Origin of the sequence: Thalassotalea atypica, from assembly GCF_030295975.1 — a bacterium.
GTDB lineage: Bacteria > Pseudomonadota > Gammaproteobacteria > Enterobacterales > Alteromonadaceae > Thalassotalea_F > Thalassotalea_F atypica.
In genome coordinates this window covers 4,145,652-4,165,718 of the sequence record NZ_AP027364.1, presented here as the reverse complement: position 1 = coordinate 4,165,718, position 20,067 = coordinate 4,145,652, and the positions used below count along the sequence as shown (strand labels likewise).

Below are 20,067 nucleotides of genomic sequence, written 5' to 3'. Positions count from 1 at the left end.
ACATCCGTTTCACACATGAAGGTTCATGCTATGGGAAAACATGAGGAGAGATAATGAAACATTTAACACGAATACTTAAGGCATGTAGCATCTTGATATTGTTACTCCCTTTTTCAATGCAGGTACACGCAGATAAAGCGACTAAAAAAGTGATCATGGTACTTAGCAGTTATGGTGAACAACAGGGTGAAAAAAAGCCTGGCTACGAGTTTGATGAGTTTGCAAAGGCTTATTTAGTCTTCAAGGCAAATGGCATAACAGTTGATATTGCCAGCCCTACTGGCGGAGCCGTTGAAGCGGATAAATACGACCCGAACAAACCGTACAACGCTAAAGTGCTGGCTGATACTGCAATCATGAAAAAATTGCACAATACCATTCCGACGGCTCAATTAATTGTTGACGACTATGACGCTATTTTTGTCGTAGGAGGCAAAGGTGCAATGTTTGATTTGCCTAAAGACAAGGCGCTGCAATCGTTTATTGCTCAAATCTATCAACATCAAGGATCAGTTGCCGCGGTGTGTCATGGCCCCGCTGCCTTAGTTGATGTGAAACTATCCGATGGACGTTATTTGATAGCCAACAAGGCGATTAATGGCTTTACTAACAAAGAGGAAAAGTTGTTTGGTCAGAAATGGTTACCAGAATTTGAGTTTATGCTACAAGATAAACTGACAGAGCGCGGCGCGATGTTTCAATCCAGCGATATTATGCTTAGCCATGTTGCCGTTGATGAGCGTTTAATTACCGGACAAAACCCAACGTCTACCGTTGAAGTTGCCAACGCTTTAGTGTCATCAATTGGTTTAACGCCCGTTGAGAACACACCTGATATTGACGACAAAACGCTGGCATTAGTGGCGGACTTTCTTGCAGGAGACACAACTGTACTGGAAATACTTAAGCAGCATCAAAGTGATTACAACATTGGTTTAGTGGGTATGTATGGTTTTTACTACGTGAAATTGGCGAATACTCAGGCACAACATAATCACGCACTATCGCTAATGCGCGCCGCTCAACAAGCGCTCAAAAATCCAACATTGGACATGCAGATTGCGAAAACGCAGCAGCATCTGGGCCAACCTGTTGCCGCCAAACAAACGTTAGATTTACTGTTGGAAGCTAAACCTGATTACAAACCGGCGCTAGACATGTTAAAAACACTATAGCTAATCAGTAGTTAGTGAACTTATGTATAAATGCGCCAAACGAGTAAGCAAGCGCATTTATATGCTTACTCAGGGTTAATTAAATGAATAATTATATGCCAATACTTAATGTTTTATTGGTTGAAGACCAGTCTGATATTGCCACCAATATTGCGGATTATATGGAAAGCAAAAATCATGTACTCGACTTTGCTCACCAAGGGAAATTAGGGCTCGAGCTTGCCTTATCTAATCAATATGATGTCGTTATCTTAGACCTCAATTTACCTGTTCTTGACGGCCTTGAGGTTTGCATGCAATTAAGGGAAAAATCGGCTCGGCATATCCCCATTTTAATGCTGACAGCACGTGACAGTATTGAGGACAAAGTTTCAGGCTTTAGTGTTGGTGCTGACGATTATTTAACCAAACCCTTTTCACTCCAAGAGCTTGAAGTACGCTGTCTCGCGCTATCGAGAAGACACTTGTTGCAGACTAAGGATGTATTAACTTTTGGTGAATTGTCGGTCGACCGTAAATTAAAGCAAGTGAAACGTGCGAATAAGGTCGTCGAAGTGTCGAGTATGGGTTTTCGTATTTTAATGATCTTAGCTGAAGCGTATCCTCAAGTGGTAAGTCGGTCGCAACTCACTCAAAAACTGTGGGGCGATGAACCAACGGAGTCTGACGCTATACGCTCTCACATTTACCAGCTGCGTTGCGTATTAGACAAGCCTTTTGATGTGCCGATGTTAAAAACAGTACATGGCGTTGGCTTTACTTTGGATGTTAAAAATGACAAATGAAACCGTTTCTTTTCACAGTTTAAGTCGACGGATTGTTGCTCAGTTTTGCTTATTCACCCTAGTACTTTCTCTTTTATTCAGCTTTTTGTGCTTTATTTTATTGTATAATCTTGAAGACAAATTTATTGAACGTGAGATTGAACAAGAAGCAAAGTACTTAATCACCGAACAGCAACGTATTGAACAATGGCCTGAAACCCGTGGTGCGCATTTCTCAATTTATTATTCCACTGATGAGATGCCTGAAGATATGCGTCAGCAGTTTATTGATGAGCCGCAACAGATAGAGTTTTATGGCAGCCAAGGGCGCCACTATCATTTGAAAATGTTGAGCCAACAGCCCACGGTCTATTTGGTTGCCGAAGTAAGTGAACAGCTGCTCGTACGGCCAGTTCGGGAAGGAATGATAAAGCTTCTTTTGATCAGCGGTGTTTCGCTAACGTTTATCGCTTGTATTATTGCGTGGCAGTTGGGCCGAAAAACGGCCCGACCATTAAAACAGCTGGCTGATTTGGTTGATGGCGTTGCACCTGAAAATATTCCTGAGATTTTTGCTCATCAATACCCCAAAAACGAAATAGGAATTCTTGCTCAAACACTAGAAACAACCATGGGACGAATGAAACAGGCGTTATCGCGAGAGCGGAATTTTACTCGCGATGTCAGTCATGAGCTGAGAACACCGGTGGCAGTGATCAAAAATTCACTCGAAGTGTTAGCGCTAAAGACAGCAAACAGTGAAGATGTTCAAAGTATTCATAATCGAATTGCTAATGCCAGTATACAAATGGAACAAACCGTGACCACATTGTTATTACTGGCACGCGAAGAACATACTTCGTCAGAAAAATCCGCGATATCGTTGTTGCCAATGGTTGAACAATCGGTATTGGATAATAGCTATTTGCTCAATGGAAAAACTGTTGATGTTTGTGTTGATGACACCTGTGATACTCAAGTACTAGCGCAATCAGGTATGTTAAAGGTATTGCTTGATAATTTATTGAGTAACGCGTTCCAGTATACAAACTCGGGACAAGTAAAAATTAGTTATGTGGAGCAACAGCTTGTAGTTAAAGATACTGGTCCTGGCATTGAACGCGAGATATCTGACAAGATCACCGAGCCGTCAGTCAAAGGTAGTCAAAGTACCGGCTATGGTTTTGGTTTATCCATTGTTAAAAGACTGTGTGAGCACCAACATTGGCAATTGAGTGTTGATAGTGAGGCAGAAGGCACGACGATCGCAGTGTTGTTGGATTAAGCTGTAGCCGTGGAATAACAACGTTGGCACGAATGGTTATTCATGCTGAATTTGAGTCGCCAAGAATAGCGTCTGTATCATAATGACTTACCAACCCAATAAAAATGTTATAAGTCATGCTGTTAGGCATGTTCAAAGCGTAAATGTTGATAATACCGAAACGCATGTATAGCGACTAATTGCGCCATACATGTTATTTTTTTATCTATTTCTAGCGCTAAAAAACCATGATAGAGCCGTGGCCTTGAGGCTCTGTAAAATATAACCGCGTTTGAGCAATGTATTCGCGACCTGCCTGTAGACGCCCCCTGATTTTTGCATTGTAATCGTATCCACTATCATCATTACGCGCTATGTTCTGCCTCCCCCGTCTCTGAGCTCGAATAACACCAAAACTTTATCCATTTTTTTGATTGTTTATAAGGTATATTTACGGCTGATTGCCGGTTAAAATATCACCAGAATAGCTGGTCAATTGCCTATCATGCCTAAACCATGAGTCACTTTTAAATGGAGTGAAGAACGGAATTTGAATCTCAAGGTAACCAACATAACTAAATCACCATTCGAATCTTAGGTTTTAAAAAAAGCGGTTGGCTAATTTATTCCATAAAACTCTCGTATCAACCTATGTATGTTAGACATATGCTTATCAGTTGGCTCACCACCATTTGATAAGAATATTATTTCAAGTTGTTCGTTCGGAAAAAATATCAGCAGTGTATTGAAGCTGTCCCATAAGCCAGAATGAGCGAAGAAATCTTCCACTTGAAATCCATAACCGTAACCGCCTACACCTTCAATTATGCTGTGGGTTTCGAGCACCAATGCTAACGTTTCTTGAGAAACAATTTCGTCATTTAGTAGTGCTTGGGCAAATAAATTGAGATCATCAGACGAACTGACTTGTGCCATTGAGCCATAGGTATATAGTTTAATGCCATGGTATGTATTTCGGTCAGCAAAATTAAGCGCGTCACCATCTTTTATTGGCATCAATTCATTGGTGATATAACTATTAACCATCCCTGTTGGGCCAAATATATGAGCTTGCATATAATCAGAAAAAGACATGCCTGATACCCTAGCGACTATTTCAGCTAATAAAACATAACCGGTATTACTGTAATCTCCCTTTACGCCGGGTATAAACTCTAATTCATCATTTTGAGCGAAGTAGTTAATCAACCCTTGATTGGTTAAGCCATCATTTCGGCTGCTACTCCAAATATCGTTCAGAAAATCTGGGATACCTGATTGGTGGCTAAGCAAGTGGTGGATGGTAATTTCTTTCCATATTGGTGATAGTTCAGGAATGTAATGGAGTAGTTTATCTTCTAAGCCAATTGCACCTTGCTCATATAACTGCATGATTGCTAGAGCTGTAAATGGCTTGCTGACTGACGCTAAACGAAAACCAGTAGAACTTGAAATAGCAATGCCGGTTTGTGTGTTTGCCATTCCTCGATTGCCTTTGTATGCAATGTTGCCATCTTTACGCACGATAATACTGACACCGGCGGTATCGTCCTCTTGATTCGCATCTAAGTATGTTTCAATAGTTGATGTAATGCTCTCTTGAACGCCAGTATATTCTGCAGATTCGGATTTTTCAGAGTCCTGACAAGCAAATATGCTGTGACAGCATAAAAAAAGTGCAATCCACTTAATGTATATAGGTTTATTAATGTTAGTTTTTATCATGAATATTCTCGTTTCTTTTGAGAGGTAATCTAACATTATGCAAACTTGAATGGGTATGTTTGATGGATTAAAGGTGTGTTTGGAGGGATAAATGTAAATTGAACGTCTTTATTGATTTTCTTGACGTTATTTTATCTTGTAATATTTTAATACCAATCAACGGATTAAGTGTTAGTCTCAACTTTTGTGAAGCACGTTGATACGTATTTATTGTTTTGAATTCGTATTTTCAGGTTATATTGGTATCGATAAACGCGAAATTAATTTTCTTTTAAAGGGGGGGAGAAAAATTTTTCTAGAAAAATGGGGTGGCTAATGGGATTTGAACCCACGACAACCGGAATCACAATCCGGGGCTCTACCAACTGAGCTATAGCCACCACTGAGGTTTACTTGATTCGCTTGAATCAATGCGCGGATTCTATATCAAATTGTTGGCCTTTGACAAGTGGCTTTTTTGTTATCTTGCTAATAATTGTTAGAATCGAAGTATGGGTGTAACTTTTAGGTTGAAAAATGTCATTAGATAGCATTATTGGACAGTTAACAGGGCATGAGAATAAGGTACCGCCTGTTGAATTGTGGGATCCGCCGTATTGTGGTGAAATGGATATAGTCATCAAGGCCGATGGCAGTTGGTATTACAATGGCTCCATATTCAAACGTATGTCATTGGTCAAATTGTTTGCATCAGTGATTAAAAAAGAAAATGACGAGTACTTTTTAGTTACACCAGTAGAAAAAATTAAAATTACGGTTGAAGATGCGCCTTTTGTATTAACGCAATGGCAGTGGCAAGACGACTGTCAGGAAACTATTATAGTTGCGACTAATCTTGATGATGAATTTGCGTTAAATCCAGATCATAGAATGCGGTTAGACAACAATGGGCAACTCTACGTGACGGTAAGGCGGAATTTAGAGGCCAAAGTGCACCGTAATGTGTATTACCAATGGGTGGATATTGTAAAAGAAGTTCCTAGTGAAACTGGTACCGCACTTATTTTTCAAAGTGCGGGTCAGTTTTATACGTTGGGAGAGATATAAGTTGTAAGGTTTATATTACTCGAGAGAATCGTTGTTGGTTCAAGTGCTTTTTCATGTAAGCATCAAAGGTCATACAAATATTTCGGATCAATAAACGAGCTTTCGGTGCAACAATAATTTCATTGGCAGAATTCTCTAACAAACCATCATTGATAAAGGTCGTTAGTGATGGGATATCTTCAGCGAAGTACTGATCAAAGTCGATGTTAAACGCTTTATTTACTTCTTTCTTGTCCAAGTACAAATTACACATTAATGATTTAATTACATAGCCTCGAATTACATCATCTGTGTTCAAAGTCAGCCCTTTTTCTAAGGCATTGCCACGTGCATCAACCGCGCGGTAGTAAGTTTGTAAATCTTTATCATTTTGGCTGAAACTATTGCCAATATTACTGATTGAAGATACACCTAGACCCAATAAATCACTTTCTTCACGTGTCGTGTAACCTTGGAAATTACGGTGTAATACACCATTACGTTGTGCGATAGCTAATTCATCGTCGGGTTTAGCAAAGTGATCCATGCCAATAAAGTCGTAGCCGTTATCACAAAGCGTTTCTACGGCTTGACGCATTAATGCAAATTTTTGATCAGTACTTGGCAACCATTCATCACGTAATTTACGCTGTGCGGCAAAGCGGCTTGGCAAATGAGCATAACTAAACAGGGAAATGCGGTCGACATCGATTTCTATCACTTTATCCAATGTTTTGGCGAATGTTTCTGGTGTTTGGTGCGGCAGACCGTAAATTAAGTCGACGTTGACTGACTTAAAGCCGACTGTTTTTGCTCGGTGAATTAATTGTTCGATGAATTCAGTCGATTGTACGCGATTGATTGTTTCTTGTACTTTGCGATCAATATCTTGTACGCCAATACTGATACGATTAAACCCTAAATCATAGAGATGGTTGGCCATATCTAATTCAATTTCACGCGGATCAACTTCAATGCTCATTTCCATTTCTTGTGCAAAATGAAAATGCTCTTTGAGTGTATTGACCAATTTGGTCATTTGCGCTTGAGTTAGAAAACTCGGTGTACCCCCCCCCCAGTGCAGCTGATTAACTGTATAGCCTTTAAATAGAGGAGCGCGAGAAATAATCTCTTGTGCTAAGTAATCAAGGTAAATATCGGCTTTATCGCGGTGACGCGTAATGACTTTATTGCAACCACAGTAGTAACACAAGCTGTGACAAAACGGGATATGTACATACAAAGATAAATTGCGATTTGGCGAGTCGTCAATGGCGGTAACCAGTGCTTGCTCTGAAAAATCAGCATTAAACTCTAACGCGGTCGGGTAAGAGGTATAACGTGGCCCGCTAGTGTTATATTTTTTTAACAAATTGGCGTCGAAAAATTCTTTTGTTTGCATCATAAATCCCTACTTTTATTCGGGAGAGATAATACCTAGCCAATACGGTGTTTGTATTGATCCTGCGCAAATACTGGGCAAATTCATAAAAATAATTTCAAATTAAACAAATAATCCGAATTTTATTCAATCTGCACAGTTGATACACTTAATAGCTGAGGGTTGCACCGCTAATCGCTGTTTGGCGATATCTTCGCCACACGCTTGGCAAATACCATAGTCTCCATTTTCTATGCACTTAATGGCGTTGGATAATAACTGAATTTCTACCTTTGCTTCAGATTCTAAAGCATTGAGCACTTCGTCGTTTTCACGCTCTCTTGCCTGTTCTGCCCAGTCAGCATTGCGCCCGCCCGCAAAATCTTGATGAATCGAGTCTATGCGTTTTTGCAACTCGATGATGCGATCAGTGAACTGTGATTTTAACTGTAAAGACATAACAGACTCCTGCAAAATTCAGCCTAAAGGCACGAACTCCTAGGGTTAATCAATAAAGATCTTAATGACAACAGTGGGTTGATTAAGCCTAGGAAAATTCAATTAGAAGAGCGCTAAGTTAATGTGCCTTTTTGTTGTTCGGCAAATTGATGAAGAGTTATAAGATCTTCGTCAATACGTGCTGATAAATCGGCTTCAAGTTTTAAACGTTCAACATCTTGTTTCATACGTTGCTGCTTAGAAAGCGATTTACGATCTTCTAATATCGATAAATGTTTTATGCTGTTGTATAACTCAAATATAGCAGGAAATTTCTGATCTAGGTTGTTTGTTGTTTGAAGTGAATCCAGTAAAACACTGATACGCCAACTTCCTTCACTGTAATCACATTGCTGCTCTTTCATCGCACGCGTAATAATTATGACACTGTCATATATCTTAACGTCGTTGGCATACATTTGTGCTTGGTGCGCTGCTTGTGCCGCCTGCTGTTGCTTTGTTTGTTGTTTCACCAACATTAACAACTTCCCAGCATAAAGCGCTAACGCCACAATAATGAGTGCACCAGCAATTGCCAAATAAAACCAGTTATTTTCTAACACCACTAACCCTTACTCGTCTTCGTTAAACTCAAAGTTGGAAAAGTCACTGCGGTCTAGTTTGTTCCACAGATCTTCTTCAGATGAGGGTTGATGTTGTTCATGCGTTTTTTCATCTTCTTCAATGCCTAATGCTTCTTGTAAAGAGGCATGTTCATCCATTAAAAGATTAAAGTGTTCAATTTCTTCTTCACTTAAGGCGATGTCTTCATCTTGTTTTTCGATAATGGCAAGTAACTTCTCATCTTGCTCAATCTCATGTAAGCGCCTCTCTAAATCAACTGACGGTTCGACAGTTCGAACTGCTGCAATTGGTTTAATTTTAGCGGGCTTCTTGGTAGTTTTAGCAGCTGGCACTTCGGCTTTGGTCAGTACAATCGGCTTTTTGCTACCCAGTCGCGGATCTTTGGCTTGCGTATTTTGACGCTGAGCGTTGGATTTCTTTTCCGCTTCTTGCTGACGATTACCGGCGATTTTACCGTTTTTCTTTTTCGGTTTTCTGTCAGGCAATTTTGCTAACGAGGCTTTATCTAGTTTTGGTTTTGGTGCTCCGCTTGAGCCAACACCGGGATTTCTACTTTTTTTCGAACGAGTCATGATTTAAAAATTTATTTTCTTACAATAACTCTATTTTACGTGAATCTTAGCAAAAGTGCTTGTTGAATATTTTTCAGGCAAGAAAAAAGCGATGGGAAACCCCATCGCTCTTGGATACTCGTTGTGACTTTGTTACAACAATTAATTCCGATTCTTAAATTGGCATCCTACCGATTAGCACAATCCCTGTTGTATCTGACAAGTTCCTATTTTTTTAATGTTGTTTCCATACGTGTTTTTTTTGTTTTTGGTCATCCTAACACTTTTTTGGGCTATCCTTACTTGTCCTCCCGGACCAATATTTTATCATCCTGATAAATGAGTAAATCATCCGTATTTTCATTGCGTCATGCAATTATGACATCTCGCTTCCAGTGCAAGCCAGCTGTGCTGGAGTCCTTATTTTTTACTGCCTAAACAGCTGCAATTACTTTACCCAACTGAGGTTTAGCTACAAGCACTAAATGTAAAATAATTTTTCTATAAAGAAGAGTGTTTTTATAGATGTTTGTTTTTGTTTGTAATAATCGCATTTTTAATTCAAAAAATAGTTATCTTATATATTTTTTATGGTCAATGTCTTACAAAAATAATAGCAATAGTAGTACAGATAAAAGTTGGTTTTTTGTACGAAATTTATCGTTTATAAATCCAAGTGTAACAATTTTGCAAATTAATTTCGGGTTTGCAAAAGAGATTGATCTAGCAATAGCATCATCAATTAAGACCAATGTGACTTATTCAATTAAGGGAAAGTAGAGAATGGCTGATAGAGTGTTATAAGGTATTAGAGCCAGCGGACTGGCTCTAATTTACAAGTGTGCTTGTTTTAGTCCTGTTCGTGCAACCAAGCCGCATGTCTTGGGGCGCGTTTAGTTTGGCTCCATTCTTCTACCATGATCGAAGCAACACGTTTTAATTCATCGTATTGCTCTGGAGTACCCGTATTAGCAGCAAGTTCTAGGCGATGACCATTAGGATCAAAGAAATAGATGGATTTAAATACCCCGTGATTCACCGGGCCTAAAACATCAAGTCCTTTAGCAACAAGCTCTTCTTTAGCCGCTATTAATTCTTCAATTGAACCAAGCTCAAGGGCGATATGCTGTACCCACTTTGGTGTATTTTCATCTCGCCCCATGTCTGGAGAATTGGGAATTTCGAAAAATGCTAAAACATTACCCATACCAGCATCTAAGAAAATATGCATATAAGGATCAGGGGCTTTTGTTGATGGTACCTCGTTTTCAGCGATGGCTACCGTTAAGTCCATGTTCAACATTTCTTTATACCAATCAGTGGTTTGTTTAGCGTCTTTACAACGATATGCAACATGATGGATGCGTTTTAAGTTAATCATAAGTAATATTGTTTCGTTTAAATGCAAAATTCGATGAGTTATTTTTAACACAAAGCGTTGAAGGTCACTATATTTCGCCAGAAGACTCTTAGACCTTGGTTGTCATTGATTCACTACAGCTGTATCAAAAAATGTACAACTGCAGTGCTTTATTATGTCAACCCCTAGTGCTGCTGCCACTTGCTGACTAGTTCTTGATCTGTAACTTCAAATGCTATGCCTATCGCAGGACAGTCGATAAAGGCAAGCTGTGTTTGCATTAACTGGTCATCTCTGAAATAAACACAGTCGACTAGCTGATTTTCTGGCAGATGCTCAGCCAATTTTTGAAGTGAACTGTCCGTTACTTTTAGGTTGTTAACCGCTAATAATAAGTCGCCTACGGCCAAACCTGCGAGTGCGGCGGGAGAATCCTCTTGAACACTGGAAATCTTTAGTCCTGTATTTTTCACTTGATATTGAGCGCCTAAAAAGGGCTGATAACCACTACTGTTAATTGTCTCTAAACCGTTTAGTTTTTTGAACTTTACGTGATTAACCTTGATTCCCACCGTCGTTAACATATCGCTTAAATCCAACTTGTGTGCGCTGTGCAACAACTCGTTAAATGAGTCACTGATGTCTTTATTGCAAAGAATATTAGCGATGTTAACGAAGTCTTCCGTTTGCGTACCAATGCTCGGACGGCCAAAGTGAATCCACAATTCTTTCATCAGGGTATCCAAACTATAGCTGCCCGCAGAGTGCTGACGAATGGTGAGGTCAAGCCATAAGGCGATCAGTGATCCTTTGGTGTAGTAACTGACAATATTGTTTACTGCATCCGGCCCTTGTTTGTAAAACTTGTTCCAAGTGTTAAAACTCGACTGGCTAACGCTTTGTTTTGTCTCGCCCTTACCGCGATACACTCTTGTTGCTGTTTTACCTAATAAAGCTAAATAGTCTTCAAATGGAATAATACCGGTACGATACAAAGAGAAATCATCATAATAAGAAGTAATACCTTCATATGCCCAAAGTTGCTCGGTATACACCTCTTGACTTAAATCGTAAGGGGTGAGTTCCTTTGGTTTGATACGACAGACATTCCACGCATGAAAATACTCGTGGGAGCATAAACTTAAGAATGTTTTGTAATTATCAGATAACTCGGTTGGTTTTTGTGGATTTGGTAAATCAAATCGACTTGCTTGTAAAATGGTGGAGTTTTTATGTTCTAGTCCGCCGAATCCACTCTCAAGTAAATGGGTAATAAACCAATATTCTTTAAAAGGAGCTTCACCAAATAGATTGATGTGATGCTGACACAATTTAGCGACATCTCGGGCTAATCGTGCAGCATCGCCATAATGTGCACTAGTAAAGACTAAATGGTGTGTAACACCTTCAACAACAAACTCTGTACAGTCGAATTCACCAATTGCAACAGGACAATCTATTAGTTGCTGATAGTCATCGGCGATATATTCGCCAAAACTAAATTTATCTGTTGTAGATGACCTGTTTAAACCCGTCGCAACGCGCCAATTTGGCTTATCAATTGCTGGTTTAATGGACAAATGACAAGGTGTGTCTTTCAACTCTTTGACTTCTAAAAATGTCGAACTGCCGTTAAAAAAACCTCGTTCACTGTCTAAGTATGCACTGCGAACAGATAAATCGAATGCAAATACTTGGTATTCAACGACTGTTTTTTCATCGATAGCTGTTATTTGCCAAGTTTGCTTATCTGTTTGGTTTAACGGCAATGCGTTTCCTTTACTATCGACAGCGAAGATTTCGACAATATTTTTAGCAAAATCTCTGACCATATAACTGCCAGGTAACCATGCAGGTAAGGCTAGCGTATAGGTCTCATTAACCGTGGTGTCAAAGCACAAACTTACCGAGAATAAGTGGCTGTTAGGTGTCGATGGAACGATGGAATATTGGATATGGCTCATATAATACGGATAATAACGTGTTTTGATTATTATCCGTATAGGGGCGTGGAATTGCCAGTATAAACATTAGAATTTATGGCAACAGCATCGAAGTATTAATTTAAACAAGGATCACAGTTTTATCACCATTTAAGCATATTCGTTGCTCGGCGTGCATTTTCACCGCATGACTGAGCGCAGTCGCTTCAAGATCATGACCCAAATGCACCATTTGCTCGATGGTAAAAGTATGGTTGATTGGTTTGACTTCTTGAACAATGATGGGTCCTTCATCTAAATCAGCGGTAACATAATGCGCCGTTGCGCCAATTATTTTAACCCCTCTTGCATGTGCTTGGTGGTAAGGCTTCGCACCTTTGAACCCTGGCAAGAATGAATGATGAATATTAATGGCCCGCCCTTTCAATTGTTGGCACAGGTTATCTGTTAAAATTTGCATGTACCTTGCGAGCACTAACAAATCGGTATCCGTGTGTTCGATAAGGGCCAACAGTTGAGCTTCTTGTTGTGCTTTGGTTGCCTTGGTAATTGGCAAGTAATGAAAATCGACGCCATGCCAATTTGCTAGTTCCCGGCAGGTTTCATGATTAGAAACAATACCTATAATATCAATAGGGAGAGCGCCGGCCTTCCATTTAGTGAGTAATGACACCAAACAGTGATCGTATTGTGAAACGGCGATCAACACTTTAGGTAAATTTGCCCGATTGGTGAGTTGGTATTCCATATTTAATGGCTTTGCAAGACTGTCTATACCTTCCCTAAATTCATCAATGCTGACTTTAAGTGAACGATCGTCAAAGGCTATACGTGAAAAAAAAGACTCCGTATAAGGATCACTGTACTGGGCTGTTTCGGTAATAAATGCACCATGTTCGAATAAATTTTGGGTAATTTTAGCGAGAACACCCGAAGTGTCTGGGCATTGCCATGTTAGAACGTAGTGATTACTTGGTTGCATATTTTCTACTCAAAAAATTTGTATGACTAATTCTTACACAGTAAGGTTAGGCATATGCCGTTGATTTACTGTCAATTGTCCATACTGCCAGCAAATCATACGAAAGGTCTAGTATTTAACGCTATAAGGTAGAACGGATGAACGTAACGAGTGCGGATACCCTAATTGTAGGATTGGCTCAAATTGCCCCTGTATGGCTCAGCAAAGAAGCCACGTTAGACAAAGTAGTAGATATGATTTTTCATGCGGAAAGCTTTAACTGCCAGTTGATTGCCTTTGGCGAAGCGCTTGTGCCAGGTTATCCATTTTGGCTTGAATTAACGCACGGTGCTCGCTTTAATGCTCCGGATCAAAAACGTTTGCATGCTCATTATGTGAATCAAGCCGTTAATATTGAAGCTGGTGATTTAACGCCTGTTTGTCGGGCGGCTGCAGAAACTCAAATAGCACTATATTTAGGGGTAATTGAACGGGCGACCGATCGTGGTGGCCATAGTCTTTACTGCTCAATGGTTTACATCAACAACAAGGGGGAAATTAAATCGGTACATCGTAAGTTAATGCCCACTTACGAAGAAAGACTCGCTTGGTCACCAGGTGATGGACACGGTTTACGAGTGCACAAATTGGGGGCCTTCACCGTTGGTGGTTTAAACTGTTGGGAAAATTGGATGCCATTACCACGTGCTGCACTTTATGGATTGGGTGAAGATTTACACGTGGCAATATGGCCAGGCGGTGAACACAATACCCATGATATAACGCGCTTTATGGCTAAAGAGGGACGTTCATATGTGATGTCGGTTTCGGGGCTGATGCGCCCGATTGACATTCCTGAGCATACGCCGCATGTAGACGATATTATGGCAGCAATCAATACTGATTACCTAGCAAACGGGGCGTCGTGTCTTGCTGGTCCAGATGGAAACTGGTTGATTGAGCCACAAATCGGTAAAGAAGGCTTGTATACAGCAGTTATTGATCATGTGAAAGTAAGAGAAGAGCGACAAAATTTCGATCCGGTCGGGCATTATTCAAGGCCTGATGTAACTGAGCTCCACGTTAATCGCAAAAGACAATCTACGGTTAAATTCATAGAGAAAACTTAGTGGTAACCCAGAAACATCATTACTCGTTGTCCAAGGTAACTAACCAGCGACGAATTTCAGATACTAACAAATCGAGCTGTTCGACAAAGTGCGATGTTGCAGCTTTTGTTGCTGCTTTATTTTGTGCTTGTGCATATTTTTCTACTGATTGAGCATCTTCGTTTAATTGGTTTGAACATAAATATCGCATTCCACCTTTGCATTTGTGGGTTATGGCGTGAATATTGGCGTAATCAAGCGCGATAAGCGCTTTGAGTAGTTGCTGTTTATCTTGTTGCCATGATTGCGCAAAAATAGACGCGAAACTTTTCGCTAGTACTATATCGTGATCATTCTCTTTGAGTAGCAATTGCGGCATAAAAAGCTTAAAGCTCTTCATGACATTATTCGTCATGGCAATTGATGCTCTTCGCCTCATTAACTGGCGATAAGCATGATGCATTTTATTGTCTATTTCATCTTGTGGGCACGGTTTGGCTAAGTAGTCGTCAAAACCCGAAGCTAAACACTTTTCAGCGCTACCACTGAGCGCATCAGCGGTAACGGCAATTAGCCAAATGGCTCTATTTGAAGGAGACGAAGTTATTTTTTGGGCAAGCTCGAAGCCATCAATTACAGGCATATGGCAATCAGATATAATGATATCGTAAGGATTCTCTCTGTGCATGTTCAGAGCTTGTTCTCCATCCTCGGCGACATCGGCGATAATGTTAAGCCTTGCTAATTGAGCAGTGATCACGGTCACATTGACTATATTGTCCTCTGCCACTAAAACACGAATACCGCTGAATCTGTTGTCATCAATGGCATTGTTACTACGTTCTTTTTTGCGTCTGTCATCACTTTTCACCTCAAAGTCTGCTCGCTTGAATGTGAGCGTGAAATGAAACTTACTGCCAACTCCTTCTTCTGATTCTAGTGTGATCTTGCCGCCCATAGCATTGACGATTTCTTGACAAATACTTAAGCCAAGTCCCGTACCGCCAAATTTTCTCGTAACTTTGTTATCCGCCTGTATGAACGGAGTAAACAACAGTGCTTGTTTGTCTTTTGCGATACCAATCCCCGTATCTTTAACGGCAATTTGTAGCGTATCGTAATTGGCATTGTCAGCACTTTGTTGTTCAATTAGAGTGATTGATAACTCAATCAAGCCCTGTTCCGTAAACTTTAATGAATTACTGATCAAGTTGTTGAGTACTTGAGTTAATCGAGTAGGGTCAGTGAAGTAAGATTGATTAATGCGATCATCAATCCGCAGTTTTAATTGTACATTCTCTCTATTAGCATGATGGCTAAAGCTGTTAATGATGTTTGTTGACAGCTTGCTAAAATCCACAGGCATAGATTCTAGTGTGAGTTTTCCTGCATCCATTTTCGAAAAATCAAGAACATCATTGAGTAATGCCAGTAAATTTACGGCTGAGCCTTGCAAGGTCTTTAATAATTCACTTTGTTTGTCATCTAATTCGGTATAAGTTAAGGCTTCTGCCATTCCCAATACACCATTCATCGGTGTTCTAATTTCGTGACTCATGTGGGCCAGAAAGATAATTTTTGCTTGTGCGGATTTTTCAGCTTCAGCTCTTGCCGCTTCAGCAATTGATAGTGCATGTTCGACATGGCGCTGTGCATTTTTGCGTACTTTTAGTTGTCTAAAGTAAATCCAAGTGACCAAAAAACTCAGTAAGATTATAGCGCCAAGGACATAACTTGCTTGTCGGTAGGCATTGTCGACATGCTCTTTTACATCTTTTTCCGGTAGTGCCGCCGCGCTCCATTTGCTGTACATGTGGTCGAACTGATCGGCACTAATGCTATTAATCGATCGGTTTAATAAGGAAATCACGTTTGGGCTACCTTTGTTCTTACTGGTTGCAAAGGATAACTTTCCTCGTTCGTTAAAATCCGGCGCAGGTTGACTGACTAAATTGGAGAGTTGTAACTCCTTGATTGTATAAGAGGCAATTAACGAGTGAGTGATAAGCGCATTTGCATGGCCATTAGAGACCGCTTTTAGTGCTGTTTGTAATGAGCCAAATATTTTAATTTCAGCATTTGGAAAACGCTCTTTAATGATCTCCGTTGAAGAATGGTTTTCTAATGCCGCGAAAGTTTCATTTGTAAATTCTGAAAGGTTGTTGGTAAGCGCAGAATCGTCGCGAGTAATCAAACTGTAATGGGAAGAAAGGTAAGGGATGGTAAATTCAAAGTGATTTATCCGGTTCTTAGTTTTCTCTACAAAAAGCGCTAGGTCGATTGTTCCTTTCTTCAATAGATCAACCCCTTCGTTTATAGACTTGACGTAGTATGGACGAAACAAAATCCCAGTTTTCTTGGTGACCAAATTAACTAAGTCTACGGAAAATCCTCGTTCAGAGATATTAGTGAAGCTCTTAGTAATGATATAAGGAGGTAATCCTTCATCGGTTATTGCGTAGCTTAAATGGTTGTGATCGATAAGATATTGCTTTTCAGATTCAGACAAATCCGTAAAATATTCACCTAACGTCAATGTGATATTACTTTCGCTTGCTGGAAAGTATTTATTTGTCCATATATTTGCTTGTGTGTTACTGGTCTGTCGTAATCCTTCATTAATGTTATACATTAATTTTCTATCAGATATGCGGGTCGCGGCGTGAAAATAGATTTTGGGCGCTTCATCAGAGGAAATATAGAATTGCTGCCTCAATAATCTCTCGGAAAGTTTAAATTCCATTTCCCACGGTTTGACTGAATATAGAGCATCATAAGAGGCATAATCATCCAATAAATTATCAAGATTCTGATAATATGAACGCTCTATATGATAACCAAGAAAGGCTAATGTTTCTGTTGTTGGAGAGTGAATGCCAATTTGAATGCCGTTGGTTTCATCTCCTTTTAATCGCCGATAAATGCGTTGATTGTACAAAGCGTAAGGGATACTTAATAGGTGTTTACTCGACCCTGCATTGAGCAAAGTAATTGAATTTATATCTATTCGCCCCTCTTTCAAGGCTAATGCCGCTTCTTGATTGGGCATTGATAAAAATTCAACACGATAATTAAAATCTATCGCCCAAATTTGCCAAAACTCCCGCAAAAACTTAACTAGATAGCTAAACTTCCCAGCTTTATTCTCTATTAACGTTTGTTCATCTGGCAACGAAATGCGGACAACACGCTGTTGGGCAAGTGTATTAAGTGAGTTATTGACGGGTGAAGGTATAATTGATTCTTCAGCAAAGACTAAATTCGATATCATCGCAATAGCGATAAAAACAGTAGTTAATGATGATACTCGACAAAAATTCCACATGTAACTTACTCTATAGCCATCGCGTTATTAGCAACCATTAAGATAGTTCAAACAGTTTATAGTTAGCGTTAGCATAATGCAGTGAAACATGACGCTTGTCCAAACGTATATTGAGTACTCAGTATAAAAACCAGATAAAGAAAAGTCGGACTGAAATAAAATTGAATATTTAAAGGTCTTTGCACCAGTCATTCACTTTTTAGGATAAACAACTTTGAAATTATTTCCTGCATTTTTAACATTAATCTTAGTGTCAGCAATAAGCTTTGAAACTTTGGCTAAACCCATTGCTACATCCAGTGAAAAAATAACGCCGTTATTAAATGGTCAAACAATCCCAAATGTAATGACTACGTTGACCAGTGGTGAACAAGTGTCGTTGCCATCGCTCATAAAAAATCAAAAAACCGTATTGTTTTTTTATCGAGGCGGGTGGTGTCCTTATTGTAATACACAAATGGGCCAGCTCAAACAATTAGAGCCCAAGTTAAAAGCGATGGGGTTTAAATTGATTGGTATTTCAACCGATGCACCAAATGATATTGAAAAAAGTGTCAATAAAATGGATTTAGGCTATCTACTGTTGTCTGATTTCAACTCAAAGGTCAGCCAAGCGTTTGGACTAGCGTTTTTTGCATCGGAAAAAGTTACTCAACGATATGTTGCCAAAATGAACCTAACTAATCCTCTCCAAAAAAATAAACAAGGAGAAGAGCGCTTAGTCTTGCCTGCTCCTGCAATATACGTTTTTGATAGTAAAGGATTAGTGCAATTTAATTATGTGAATCCTAATTTTAAAGTGCGTTTGCATCAAGATATTTTGCTTGCAGCCGCTAAACTAGTTAAATAGCGATGTGAGAATCGTTACACTGTAATCGAGTCAATTAAAAATAGTTTTAATGGAGGGTGTGCAGGGAATGAAAGCGAGTATGAAAGCCGTCATAAGATCAGTTGTAATTATAGGTATGTTAATGTCAGCAACTGCCTGCGTTGTCCAACGTGATACTGAACCAACAGGTGAAAAAGAAGGGGATATCTCCCTAATGACACGAGAAAGTGGAAATTTAGTGGGAATAACGTGGTACTTAGCCACACTTAACGGTAATAAAGTGAGCAAAGGACAAGGCGGTAAGCCACTTTCTCTGCTATTTAATGACGAAAAAAATAAAGCCAGTGGCTTTGCTGGGTGTAATCAATTTTTTTCAATATTTAGTATTGAGCAGGAAAAGTTAACTTTAGGTGCATTGGCTATGACCCGAAAACACTGCACTAAATATTCGTTACTTGAGAGACAATTCACTAAAGCTTTAAATGAAACAAGGTATTTTGATATCAAAGAAAATCAATTACACCTTAGCGATCAACAGCAGAATGTGATTGCTATCTTTATTCAAGGTTAGCATCAGCCAGTTCAACTTGTGTATACAAGAAAAAGCCTGTTAGCGTATTGCTAGCGGGCTTTTTTTTAGGCCATTTGTTCAACAATAACAACACTTACTTTGTGATCAATGGCTATAGTCTTCACATATGTTTGCCTCGATATACCTCGGCATGGTAAATTAGCTGTTCAACTTGTATATACAATCTGTGAAGAGCATATGAAACCTACCTTTAGCTTGATCAAGGGTTCTGTTCCCCTTTTGATCAGCATGCCACATAACGGCCAAGAAATTCCTGCTGAAATTAAAAATAACATGACACCAAAAGCGCTCAAAGTTGAAGACACAGATTGGTATAAAGACAAATTGTACGACTTTGCTAACGCTATGGGGGCATACATTATTGTGCCAACATATAGCCGCTACGTGATTGATTTAAACCGTGACCCAAAGGGTATTGACTTATACCCAGGTGCAAATAGTACAGAGCTTTGTCCTACTACAGCATTCGATTTATCGCCGCTGTATCAAGAAGGTATGGCACCTACTGAAAAAGAAATTAAATATCGAATTGAAACCTATTGGCAGCCTTATCATCAAGCGCTTGGCAATACGCTAGACGAAATCAAAGCGCAGTTTGGTCAAGCGGTATTGCTTGAAGCCCATTCTATATTATCAACAGTCCCACGGTTTTTTGATGGCCAACTTCCCGATTTTAATTTTGGTACGGCGCAAGGTGAAAGTTGTGCAAGTGCTTTATTAGCACAGGTGGAATCATTGGACTATTCACCGTATAGCCAGGTAACAAATGGTCGGTTTAAAGGTGGGTATATTACTCGTGCTTTTGGTCAGCCTGAGCAAAACATTCATGCTCTACAATTAGAGCTATCACAACGTACTTACTTGAATGAGCAAACTTTTGAGTATGCGCCTGAACTAGCGGAACAGGTAAAACCGAAATTAAAGCAATTGGTTGCAACACTGATTGAATTTGCGCAGCAAACTAAATAACGATGGAGCC

General features: G+C 39.6%; 17 protein-coding genes and 1 tRNA gene. 8 read left to right on the top strand and 10 right to left on the bottom strand.

Annotated features, from left to right (window positions below; all coding sequences use genetic code 11):
- Nucleotides 1-53 precede the first annotated feature (53 nt).
- The 3 genes from QUE03_RS18685 to QUE03_RS18675 all read left to right on the top strand — a co-directional run bounded on the left by QUE03_RS18685 (nucleotide 54) and on the right by QUE03_RS18675 (nucleotide 3,224).
- Nucleotides 54-1,175 carry a type 1 glutamine amidotransferase domain-containing protein gene (locus QUE03_RS18685; protein ID WP_286263486.1) on the top strand — a complete coding sequence of 374 codons (1,122 nt, stop codon included), beginning with the start codon at nucleotides 54-56 and terminating at the stop codon, nucleotides 1,173-1,175.
- Between the two features lie 83 nt (nucleotides 1,176-1,258).
- Complete coding sequence (locus tag QUE03_RS18680) at nucleotides 1,259-1,960, top strand: response regulator transcription factor (RefSeq protein ID WP_286263485.1); 702 nt, start codon at nucleotides 1,259-1,261, stop codon at nucleotides 1,958-1,960.
- The gene (locus QUE03_RS18675) at nucleotides 1,950-3,224 is read left to right on the top strand and encodes a sensor histidine kinase (protein WP_286263484.1); all 1,275 of its coding nucleotides are present in this window, start codon (nucleotides 1,950-1,952) and stop codon (nucleotides 3,222-3,224) included. Before QUE03_RS18680 ends, QUE03_RS18675 begins: the two co-directional genes overlap by 11 nt.
- A 597-nt stretch (nucleotides 3,225-3,821) precedes the next feature.
- Here QUE03_RS18675 and QUE03_RS18670 read toward each other — a convergent pair.
- Both QUE03_RS18670 and QUE03_RS18665 read right to left on the bottom strand, forming a co-directional pair.
- Nucleotides 3,822-4,928, bottom strand: a complete 1,107-nt coding sequence (locus tag QUE03_RS18670; protein ID WP_286263483.1) for a serine hydrolase domain-containing protein — start codon at nucleotides 4,926-4,928, stop codon at nucleotides 3,822-3,824.
- 304 nt (nucleotides 4,929-5,232) lie between these two features.
- Nucleotides 5,233-5,308: transfer RNA gene (locus QUE03_RS18665), tRNA-His, on the bottom strand.
- A 136-nt stretch (nucleotides 5,309-5,444) separates the two neighbouring features.
- Here QUE03_RS18665 and QUE03_RS18660 point away from each other — a divergent pair.
- Nucleotides 5,445-5,975, top strand: coding sequence for a DUF1285 domain-containing protein (locus tag QUE03_RS18660; protein WP_286263482.1), 531 nt, complete (start codon nucleotides 5,445-5,447; stop codon nucleotides 5,973-5,975).
- A 10-nt stretch (nucleotides 5,976-5,985) separates the two neighbouring features.
- Here QUE03_RS18660 and hemN read toward each other — a convergent pair whose 3' ends face one another.
- The 7 genes from hemN to purU form a co-directional block, all read right to left on the bottom strand.
- The gene (gene hemN / locus QUE03_RS18655) at nucleotides 5,986-7,326 is read right to left on the bottom strand and encodes an oxygen-independent coproporphyrinogen III oxidase (RefSeq protein ID WP_286267918.1); all 1,341 of its coding nucleotides are present in this window, start codon (nucleotides 7,324-7,326) and stop codon (nucleotides 5,986-5,988) included.
- A 156-nt stretch (nucleotides 7,327-7,482) separates the two neighbouring features.
- Nucleotides 7,483-7,794 (bottom strand): TraR/DksA family transcriptional regulator, encoded by a 312-nt coding sequence (locus QUE03_RS18650; RefSeq protein WP_286263481.1) that lies wholly within the window; start codon nucleotides 7,792-7,794, stop codon nucleotides 7,483-7,485.
- 113 nt (nucleotides 7,795-7,907) lie between these two features.
- A complete protein-coding gene (locus tag QUE03_RS18645; RefSeq protein WP_286263480.1) occupies nucleotides 7,908-8,396 on the bottom strand; it encodes a DUF2489 domain-containing protein in 489 nt (162 codons plus the stop codon).
- 9 nt (nucleotides 8,397-8,405) lie between these two features.
- The gene (yihI, locus tag QUE03_RS18640) at nucleotides 8,406-8,990 is read right to left on the bottom strand and encodes a Der GTPase-activating protein YihI (protein ID WP_286263479.1); all 585 of its coding nucleotides are present in this window, start codon (nucleotides 8,988-8,990) and stop codon (nucleotides 8,406-8,408) included.
- An 829-nt stretch (nucleotides 8,991-9,819) separates the two neighbouring features.
- Nucleotides 9,820-10,350 carry a VOC family protein gene (locus tag QUE03_RS18635; RefSeq protein WP_286263478.1) on the bottom strand — a complete coding sequence of 177 codons (531 nt, stop codon included), beginning with the start codon at nucleotides 10,348-10,350 and terminating at the stop codon, nucleotides 9,820-9,822.
- Nucleotides 10,351-10,514: 164 nt separating this feature from the next.
- Entirely contained in the window at nucleotides 10,515-12,293 is a 1,779-nt protein-coding gene (locus QUE03_RS18630; RefSeq protein WP_286263477.1) for a M61 family metallopeptidase, read from the bottom strand.
- 100 nt (nucleotides 12,294-12,393) lie between these two features.
- Complete coding sequence (gene purU, locus QUE03_RS18625; protein ID WP_286263476.1) at nucleotides 12,394-13,254, bottom strand: formyltetrahydrofolate deformylase; 861 nt, start codon at nucleotides 13,252-13,254, stop codon at nucleotides 12,394-12,396.
- A gap of 137 nt (nucleotides 13,255-13,391) precedes the next feature.
- On the opposite strand from purU, the gene QUE03_RS18620 reads away from it, so the two are divergent.
- Entirely contained in the window at nucleotides 13,392-14,363 is a 972-nt protein-coding gene (locus QUE03_RS18620) for a carbon-nitrogen hydrolase family protein (protein ID WP_286263475.1), read from the top strand.
- A 19-nt stretch (nucleotides 14,364-14,382) separates the two neighbouring features.
- Here the strand turns inward: QUE03_RS18620 and QUE03_RS18615 are convergent, their stop codons facing one another.
- Entirely contained in the window at nucleotides 14,383-17,667 is a 3,285-nt protein-coding gene (locus QUE03_RS18615; RefSeq protein WP_286263474.1) for an ATP-binding protein, read from the bottom strand.
- Nucleotides 17,668-17,881: 214 nt separating this feature from the next.
- On the opposite strand from QUE03_RS18615, the gene QUE03_RS18610 reads away from it, so the two are divergent.
- The 3 genes from QUE03_RS18610 (at nucleotide 17,882) to hutG (ending at nucleotide 20,057) form a co-directional block, all read left to right on the top strand.
- The gene (locus tag QUE03_RS18610; protein WP_286263473.1) at nucleotides 17,882-18,517 is read left to right on the top strand and encodes a peroxiredoxin-like family protein; all 636 of its coding nucleotides are present in this window, start codon (nucleotides 17,882-17,884) and stop codon (nucleotides 18,515-18,517) included.
- Nucleotides 18,518-18,638: 121 nt separating this feature from the next.
- Nucleotides 18,639-19,067, top strand: coding sequence for an META domain-containing protein (locus QUE03_RS18605; RefSeq protein ID WP_286263472.1), 429 nt, complete (start codon nucleotides 18,639-18,641; stop codon nucleotides 19,065-19,067).
- A 198-nt stretch (nucleotides 19,068-19,265) separates the two neighbouring features.
- The gene (gene hutG, locus QUE03_RS18600; protein WP_286263471.1) at nucleotides 19,266-20,057 is read left to right on the top strand and encodes an N-formylglutamate deformylase; all 792 of its coding nucleotides are present in this window, start codon (nucleotides 19,266-19,268) and stop codon (nucleotides 20,055-20,057) included.
- The last annotated feature ends 10 nt before the right edge of the window (nucleotides 20,058-20,067 follow it).